The sequence below is a fragment of the Mesorhizobium delmotii genome (genome assembly GCF_900149755.1).
Classification (GTDB): Bacteria; Pseudomonadota; Alphaproteobacteria; order Rhizobiales; family Rhizobiaceae; genus Mesorhizobium; species Mesorhizobium delmotii.
On sequence record NZ_FUIG01000029.1, the window covers coordinates 101,277 to 108,927 of the forward strand.

At 61.2% G+C, this 7,651-nt stretch carries 6 protein-coding genes and 1 pseudogene; 1 reads left to right on the forward strand and 6 read right to left on the reverse strand.

Translation table 11 applies throughout. The annotated features are described in order from the left end of the window. Window positions 1-612: 612 nt before the first annotated feature. On the reverse strand, window positions 613-957 hold the full coding sequence (locus BQ8482_RS19270) for a hypothetical protein (RefSeq protein ID WP_123149084.1): 345 nt from the start codon (window positions 955-957) through the stop codon (window positions 613-615). 155 nt (window positions 958-1,112) lie between these two features. Between BQ8482_RS19270 and BQ8482_RS19275 the strand changes: the two genes are divergently transcribed. Further along, window positions 1,113-4,064 (forward strand): Ulp1 family isopeptidase, encoded by a 2,952-nt coding sequence (locus tag BQ8482_RS19275; protein ID WP_123149085.1) that lies wholly within the window; start codon window positions 1,113-1,115, stop codon window positions 4,062-4,064. A 308-nt stretch (window positions 4,065-4,372) separates the two neighbouring features. Here BQ8482_RS19275 and BQ8482_RS19280 read toward each other — a convergent pair whose 3' ends face one another. The 5 genes and pseudogenes from BQ8482_RS19280 to BQ8482_RS19300 form a co-directional block, all read right to left on the reverse strand. Beyond that, on the reverse strand, window positions 4,373-5,215 hold the full coding sequence (locus BQ8482_RS19280) for a hydroxymethylpyrimidine/phosphomethylpyrimidine kinase (protein WP_244602889.1): 843 nt from the start codon (window positions 5,213-5,215) through the stop codon (window positions 4,373-4,375). Next, on the reverse strand, window positions 5,206-5,811 hold the full coding sequence (locus BQ8482_RS19285) for a thiamine phosphate synthase (protein ID WP_123149086.1): 606 nt from the start codon (window positions 5,809-5,811) through the stop codon (window positions 5,206-5,208). The genes BQ8482_RS19280 and BQ8482_RS19285 overlap by 10 nt, the downstream gene beginning before the upstream one ends. Beyond that, on the reverse strand, window positions 5,808-6,581 hold the full coding sequence (locus BQ8482_RS19290) for a thiazole synthase (protein ID WP_123149087.1): 774 nt from the start codon (window positions 6,579-6,581) through the stop codon (window positions 5,808-5,810). The genes BQ8482_RS19285 and BQ8482_RS19290 overlap by 4 nt, the downstream gene beginning before the upstream one ends. A 1-nt stretch (window position 6,582) precedes the next feature. Continuing rightward, window positions 6,583-6,780, reverse strand: a complete 198-nt coding sequence (gene thiS, locus BQ8482_RS19295; RefSeq protein WP_077376284.1) for a sulfur carrier protein ThiS — start codon at window positions 6,778-6,780, stop codon at window positions 6,583-6,585. Then, a pseudogene (locus BQ8482_RS19300) lies at window positions 6,749-7,651 on the reverse strand (FAD-dependent oxidoreductase); the annotation flags it as partial. The gene thiS and the pseudogene BQ8482_RS19300, both read right to left, overlap by 32 nt.

Below are 7,651 nucleotides of genomic sequence, written 5' to 3' on the forward strand. Positions count from 1 at the left end.
GCTCGGCGATTCGATCGATCCCCAGGTCAATCGGCGCGCGGTTAGCGTGCCAGCAAAACAGGCGGACGACCCCTCCCTGGTTTCAGCCTAAAATCAGGTCCGCCTGACCCATCGAGTGCAATCGTTGACCGCTTCTACTTGTGGCCATCCCTGCGACACCTGGGCGATTGGCAACGCCGCCACATTATGCGCTACTCCAATCACGTTTGCGAGCGGGCGTCGGATTGGTGATATTCTGACACGTTGTCGCCGCACTTTTACCCGAGCCCATGCCCCAATGTGCCGAGAGATAACCGTCGTTGTCTGAGACGGTTCGGTCCGGCACCGGCTCGTACCCAAGCCCCCCAATCACACAGGTCAGCGTCGGATCGAACCAACCCCGTCGGTGCAACGACCTCAAAAAGGCAAGCCGACGCCGGTTTTTGGTGAGGTCCTCGACTCGTGCCCCTTGTAAGCTGCACGGTTCCGATCGGCACCGGCGCATTGCACGCCCATCCAGAACGTTGCTGATGAGGCGAGGCCAGCGCGCAGTTAATGGCCCGCGAATTTCGTCGCCCGCTCGCCCTCCCGCAGGTCGCCGCGCAACGTGCGCGTAGCGCTTCGGCACGAGTTCTATAAGCAGGTCCCGCGGACACAGGTAGACGGCACGCCCACATCGATAGTCGGATAGAGATAGGCGAGATTGTTGATGACGAGCAGATGCACAATCAGCGCGATGGAGCGCAGCAGCCGGTATGAGACGCGCGACGGCAGCGGCGAGACGGAAACGCGCGCGAAAGCGAGCAGCGTCGAGAAGAAAGCCGAGCGCTGAGGCGAGGATGGGCAGCGTTCGACCGAGGCCGAACAGCGCGCGTTCAGAGAAGAAGAAGCGGGGAAAGACGTCCCAGCCCCACCTCGGATTGCACCAGCGAACGCAAAGCAGGATGACGGACTGTCGAAACGGCGGCCCTTGAACATCTGAACTCTCCGGCGAAACACCGAAGGCCATGCCTCTGGTCCCGAAAACTTTGCAACAGATCTTGGCGAGCACGTTGTCGTCAGGTTCTCGACAGCCTCCTGTGTCAGATCCAAGCCCAGCTTCAAACGGCTTATATTGCTGAAAGTGAGAACGGATGGATTTCACGCGGGTGCACGGACAATCGAACAGGGCCGGCCTGCAAGATAGCTCACGTGCGGCTCCGTCCGCAGGTGCGGCGGCGTTTGAGCGGCAACTGAGCGAGATGGCCAATTCAGGTGGAGGTGGTGGAGCAATGCCGGCCGGCTCGGGGCCGCAGCCGGCTCAGTCAAGTAAATTTCTGAGAAGGCTCAGCAAGCGCCCTCTTCATTTCAGGGATGAAGACTTTATCCTCAGCCTTGAAGAGGCCCTCATTAAGGGCAACGCCTCCGAGCACGCTGCCAAGAACAATGTAAGTATTCTTCTCAGCTTTGGCCAGTGGCTGTTCGCAAACAACAAAGATCCTATTAAGGGTCGGCTCGACAAGCAATCGCTGACCGATGATGCGCGCGAGTTCATCGGAAAGGGTGATCCCTCGAGGCTGCTTACGGCAATAGGTCATCTTCGGACGTCGCAGTCGACGGGCGGAATCGTGCCGATCGCAGGCCGCGCTGAGTTGACTCCGTATCCCCAGGACGCGGCTCTCATCGAAGAGTATAGAAACGAAGCCCCGACAGAAACCGGCAGGAGGATTGCAACTGCTCTTAGGAGCTTCAGTGACTACCTGCGTCAAAACAACAAGAATGGCATTTCTGGCCGGCTTTCTGACGCGGCGTTGGATAGAGATGTCGCGGGCTATAAGAAGAACGCCGGTGGTAATCAGATCATTGGTTATGCACTGGCTTGTCTCCGAAAATCGCACGCCGGCGGAGGCGTCGTGCCGATCGCAGCCAAGTTGGCTCCGTATCCTCAGGACGCGGCTCTCATCAAAGAGTATAGAAACGAAGTCCCGACAGAAACCGGCAGGAGGACTGCAACTGCTCTTAGGAGCTTCAGTGACTACCTGCGTCAAAACAACAAGAATGGCATTTCTGGTCGGCTTTCTGACGCGGCGTTGGATGGAGATGTCGAGGGCTATAAGGAGCACGCCGGTGGTTATCAGATCATCGGTTACGCGCTGGCCTATCTCCGAAAATCGCACGCCGGCGCTAAAGCGATGGAGCTCGAGCGCCATATTCCTCCCGTTCCTGATTCCGGGGACGCGGCACTGATGGAGCCGAGGCGGGTCGGCGAGGCGATTGCGCAGCACAGCGCGTCGCAGGAAGCTGGCAGTTGGCCAAAGGAGCTTCAGGGACAGCAGGATAATCAACCAGCCGCGTCATTTTTCATCGCTCCAGGGAAGTTGCCCACGGGACGGGATAACCTCAACAGCAACGGGGCGGGTGCTTTCGGAGCAGCCGGCTCTCGGCAGGCTGGGGTTCAGGCTGCCGCCCGGCCGTTGTTAGCGATCAGCGAACAGCAGATTCGGCGCTCGCCTGGCGCGGTTGACAGGGGCAACCTCCTGCCGACCGAGTGGCTCATCATCAACAATGAACATTCCACAGCGCTGTTGAGGCCAGCGAAGCGGCAGAGGACCCTGAATACGCCGCCAGCCGTCGCCATTCAGCAGCAGCTGAGCGAGATCGGCAATTCAGGCGGTCGCATGCCGATGCAGCCCTCCACCTACCAGGTGGGCGCATTGCCATTGGAAGGGCAGCCCGTCGTGCGGGAGAGAGAGTCCGAATACATCCCAAGCCTGCAAGCGGAGACTAGCGGGATCGGCGTTCGTCTCATCAATCGCGGTCGGCTTTCGCCGATGAGTGAAGCTGCGGCAGCGGCACCGGCAACGGTTTCCGAACCTGCCTCGCGATCAACCGCCAGGCTGGCAGTCACCTACCGCGGTCTTCCAGTGGTTGATCTGACTGGGCTAACCACCACCTCCTCCGATGCCCAGATCGGGGCGTTGAATCCGACAGCCTCGTCCAATGTCCCCAACGGGTCGGTGCTCTGGGCCGACGAGTGGCTGAGTGACGCCCATATCCAGAGGGATTACCATTTGCTGGGGGAGCAGCTGCAGGCGATAGATCCGGCGCTCGCCGCCCGGACACGGCTGGTGGACCCGTCGGTATCGCATCTACTGCGTCACACCGAGCCGCAAAACGCGCGAGTCATATTGCAGTCCATTTATAGCCGAAATGACGCCCCAGCCGACTTCCTGTTCGTTCCATTGAACAATGGCACGCCTACTATCACCGGCACCCATTGGTCGCTGCTGCTTGTTGATCGCCGCAACCCAGAAAGGCGGGTCGCCTATCACTACGACTCCCGCCAGTCAGAGGGATACAACAGCGTGCCTGCAAAACGGCTCGCAACACTTCTGAACGCAACCTTGGCGCCAGCCCGCATGCCCCGACAGCCGAACGATAATGATTGCGGCGTGTTTGTGCTGGACGGCACGCGGGCTCTGCTTGGACGATTGGTGGATGGGCAGCGGCCGGACCACGAGCCGATGCAACTCGACAACCTCGTCGCCGATCGGCAGGCGCTGCAAGACCGGCTGAGCGGGCGCTTGCCGCACGAGGAGGAGTCTCTGCGGCTGTTGAATGGCGAACCCGCTTCCCCACCAATGATGGCATTCGACCCAGCGGAACTCCGGCAGCTGTTGTATGATGAACCCGCCTCCCCACCAATGATGGCATTCGACCCAGCGGAACTCCGGCGACTGTTGGATGATGAGCCTGCGTCCCCACCAATGATGGCGTTCGACCCAGTGGAATTCCGGCAGCTGTTGAATGATGAACCCGCCTCCCCACCAATGACGGCATTCGACCCAGCGGAACTCCGGCGACTGTTGAATGATGAGCCTGCCTCCCCACCAATGATGGCGTTCGACCCAGCGGAATTCCGGCAGCTGTTGAATGATGAACCCGCCTCCCCACCAATGGCGGCATTCGACCCAGCGGAACTCCGGCGACTGTTGGATGATGAGCCTGCCTCCTCTTCGCCGAGATTTAATTCGACCCCACATGCGCGAACGGACGGTGTTCATCAGCCAACCCAGGCGCCGTGGCTCCCTGAACGCAAAAGATAAGTTTGAGGTGGAGGAGCGGCACTGAACAATCTGCGGCGTCGGTGCCATTCCACCCGGAAGGGTGGGTGGGACAAGATGGCGTCGCTGGATGACGACCATGCCGTCGCCGACGAGGACTTCCTCCACCAGAAAGATCCGAATGATAGTAGTTCACGTAACCTCCATGATCACCGGAGAGCAGTGGCGTTGAAGTGTTCTGGTATACAGCAGATATGCTTCGCCGGCTTGCCACGATCGCCGAGGTCGCCGGGGCAGGGGGCAAACCTGTCAATCTGAAAACGAGATCGACAGCGCTCGGTTGAAGGTGATCACCCCACACGCCCACCTCGGTAACGCCCAGGGATACTGACTAGGTCAACCGAATCCTGGTGCACATTGGAGTGAGCCGCTGTCACGTGGCTGCTTTCTTGCAGCCTCTCGAAAACAAGCCGCTTGCCTTCGCTCACGCTGTCTTCGAGCGGCTTCGCCTTCGCCAGATGCGCCGCAATCGCGCTGGCCAGCATGCAACCTGTTCCGCGCATCGTTGTGGCAACGCGCGGTGCTTCGAAGCGGGTGGGTTCATGACCGGAGCGTAACAGAATATCGGTCGATCGGGGTCCCGACGCATGCCCGCCCTTGATCAGCAGGGCTTGAGGGCCGGCGGCCAGCAATCTTTGTCCTTGTTGGAGCACTCCGTCCTCATCCACCGCCAGTTCGGAGCCAGTAAGGAGCGCCAGTTCAGGGAGGTTGGGCGTGACAATGCAGCAAAGCGGCATCAGATCGCGCTTCATGGCAGCGATAGCGCCTGCTTCCAGAAGTGCGCGGCCTGAAGTGGAGGCCAGCACAGGGTCGAGAACTGCCGGCACTTGCGGATTTTCACGCAGCACCGCCGCAACGGTAACGATGGTCTCGGCTGTTCCGAGCATGCCGATCTTGATCGTGGCCACTTCGTTGGCCTGCAGCGCGGCACACATCTGATCGGCCACCAAGCTGGGTGGCGAATGATGGATTTCCATTACGATGTCGTGCGTTTGCACCGTCAGCGCTGTGACGGCGAGACAGGTGCGCACGCCAATGGCAGAGATCGTCTCGATGTCGCGTGCTATTCCAGCACCCCCGCTGGAATCCGATCCGCCTATGACAAGCACATGCGGTTCTCGTCTCATCGCCATCGGTCCGTCTTTTCGATCCACTCTCGCGTGCGCGTTTCGGGATCGGAGCTCAACGTGATGTCCGTGACCACTGCCGCGCTGTTGGCGCCGGCCTCAAAGACGCCGTTGAGGCGGTCAGGGTTGAGGCCGCCAATAGCGACCAATGGGATCGGCGCCACTCGCCGGTTCCACTCGCTGATCCGCTCTAGCCCTTGCGGCATCCACTTCATCTTCTTCAGGATGGTGGGATAGATCGGACCGAGCGCAACATAGTCGGGCTCGGCAAAGATGGCCGTTTCCAGCTCGACACGATCATGCGTGCTCAATCCAAGCCTCACGCCGGCTGCCCGTATCCTCGAGAGGTCGGCGGTTTGCAGATCCTCCTGGCCGAGATGCACGAAATCGCAGCCTTCCTCGATTGCCAGGCGCCAATGATCGTTGACGATGAGCTGGCATTTGTGTTGGGCACACAAGCCCTTCGACTTGCGGATCTCCGCGCGCAACCCGGTCTCATTCATGCTTTTGATGCGAAGCTGAACCAGCTTCACGCCGAGCGGCGCCAATCGTTCGATCCAGGCAGCGCTGTCGACGATCAGGTAGAAGGGATCGAGCTTCATGAAAAAACTGCTCTGCCGATGGTCGGCGTCGATGGCACCGCGACGTCGCGCGGTTCGAGCATCCCGGACAGGAAGGCTTCACGGCCGGCATCGACTGCCTTGCCGAATGCGCGCGCCATGCCGACTGGATCGGCTGCCCTGGCGACCGCCGTATTCAGGAGCACGGCGTCAAAGCCGAGCTCCATGACGGTGGCCGCGTGCGACGGTCGGCCGAGCCCCGCATCCACGATCAGCGGGACGCCAGGGAAATGTGCGCGCATCGAGCGCAGCGCCGGGATGTTGACCGGCCCGAGCGCCGAACCAATCGGCGCGCACCACGGCATCAGGACCATGCAGCCCGCCTCCAGCAGCCGCTCGGCGGCGACAAGGTCGTCGGTGGTATAGGGAAATACCGAAAAGCCGTCGTCGCACAGGATGCGCGCAGCTTCGACCAGGCCGAACACATCAGGCTGCAGAGTGTCATGGTTGCCGATCACTTCGAGCTTGATCCAGCTCGTCCCGAACACCTCGCGCGCCATTTTCGCGGTGGTGACCGCTTCCTTGACGGAGTGGCAGCCGGCCGTGTTGGGCAGGATTCTTGTGCCAAGCGAGCGGATCAATGACCAGAACTTTTCGCCGTCCCTGCCGCCGGCCATCTCACGCCGCAGGGACACGGTCACCACCGAGGTGCCCGATGCCTGGACCGCATCGGCAAGGATGGCGGGCGATGGATATTGAGCCGTGCCGAGAAACAGCCGAGAGGGAAGCGTCGTCCCGAGAAGCTCGAACATGCTAGCCTCCCTGCATGGGTGATAGGATTTCAATCCGGTCGCCGTCGCTCAACTGGAACTCGGCCCGATTAACTTTGTGTACGAGGTCGCTGTTGACGGCCGTCGCCAGCCAATCGCCTTCATAGTCGAGCGCGGCAAGTAGTTCGGCCAGCGTTGAGGCGTCAATCTCAAGCGCTTGGCCGTTGACGATCAGTTTCATTGGCGGGCTCCAGGGGGTTTGTCGTGACTGAAGACGAGTTCGGCCGCCTGACGCGCCATGGCGGGCGCGAGAAGAAAACCATGGCGATAGAGTCCATTGATCGTGACGGTAGTTCCACGTGCCTCGACGCGCGGCAGGTTGTCGGGAAAGGCCGGACGAACGCCAACACCGGTTTCAACGATCTCGGCCTCGCCAAAGGCCGGATGGAGGGCATAGGCAGCACCCAGAAGCTCCATCATGGAACGCGCCGTGACCGGTCCGGCGGACTGGCTTTCAACCATCGTCGCGCCGATCATGAACTGCGTGTCGGCACGCGGCACCACGTAGAGCGGAAAGCGCGGATGCAGCAGCCTGACCGCGCGCGACAGCGAGACATCGGGCGTGCGCAGGATCAGCATTTCTCCGCGAACGCCGCGCAGCCTGTCATCGACGGCGGCCATTCCCGTGCAATCGATCTGGCGATCGAAACCGGATACATGCCGGGCGTTGGTGCCGAAGTGGAATTCGACACCCGTCGCCGCCAGTCTGTCATGAAGTGCCGCCATCGCCTGGCGCGGGTCGAGATGAGCCTCATCGGGGAAGAGCAATCCGCGGCGAAAGCGACCGGCGAGGTCGGGTTCCAGGAGCGCAATCTCGTCTTCATCGACACGCCGATGGCCCGACGTACGGCTGGCGAACCGGTCGAGTTCGCCAGTATCGCGCGGCGCCGCCACGACCAGTGTTCCGGCGCGCGTCACCCGACCCGACAGCACCGAATCCCACCAGTCGGCAGCGTCGCGTCCGAGATCCAGCACCGGCTGCTCCGCGCTTTCACGCTCGCACCAGGGCGCCAGCATGCCGCCGGCCATCCAGGATGCGTTGCCGCTAAGGC